Origin of the sequence: Streptomyces antnestii (assembly GCF_004005495.1) — a bacterium.
Lineage (GTDB): Bacteria > Actinomycetota > Actinomycetes > Streptomycetales > Streptomycetaceae > Streptomyces > Streptomyces antnestii.
On record NZ_RZYA01000061.1, the window covers coordinates 1 to 833 of the forward strand.

Annotated in this window: 1 protein-coding gene; it reads left to right on the forward strand. The window is 60.9% G+C overall.

From position 1 onward, the window contains the following. On the forward strand, positions 1-814 hold an 814-nt coding region (locus EOT10_RS40945), incomplete at its 5' end, for a glycoside hydrolase family 5 protein (RefSeq protein WP_146003157.1). Between the last annotated feature and the right edge of the window lie 19 nt (positions 815-833).

Here is an 833-nt window from a genome sequence, read left to right on the forward strand (position 1 = left end):
CACCGATCGGTTCGGGAGATGTCTGGTCGCCGGTGCGTTGGATGCGCTCGCCGGGGACTGGGGGGCGAGCGTCCTGCGCATCGCGATGTATGCGGACCAGAGTGGGTACCAGAGCAATCCGAAGAAATTCACCGATCGCGTGAGCCGATTGATCGATATGGCCAGTGCCCGTGGCATGTACGTGATTGTCGACTGGCACTGGGTTGATTCGGGGGATCCGAACCACGGCCTCCACCATGCGAAGACCTTCTTCAAGGCGATCGCCGTACGACACCGGCGCAATCCCAATGTGATCTACGAGATCATGAACGAGGCATATCAAGCTGATTGGTGGATGATCAAGAGCTATGCCGAGAAGGTCATCCCTGTGATCCGCACCCAGGATCCCGACAGCGTGATCCTCGTCGGCACCCGCGGCTGGTCCACGTTCGGCCTGTCGGAGTACGGAGATGAAAGGGAGGTGGTGGCCAACCCGGTGCGCGCCTCCAACATCATGTACACCTATCATTTCTACGCGAAGGCGCACCGGGACCGCTTCTTGAGAATGCTTGACCGCGCATCCTCCGAACTCCCTGTTTTCGTCACCGAATGGGGAACGCAGTCGTGGGACGGGCAAGGCAACGATTTCGCCATGTCGCAGCGGTACGTCGATCTGATGGCCAGGAAGAGGATCAGCTGGACGAACTGGAGCATCGCCGACGGTGACGGCAACGGCGACATCTTCTTGAAAGGTGCCTGTAAGGGCGGCCGGTTCGCCGGCACCCGTGTGCTCAAGCCCGCCGGCGTATGGATCCGGCAGCGGGTGAGAGGCTGAGCGGTGACGTCCGCGCATT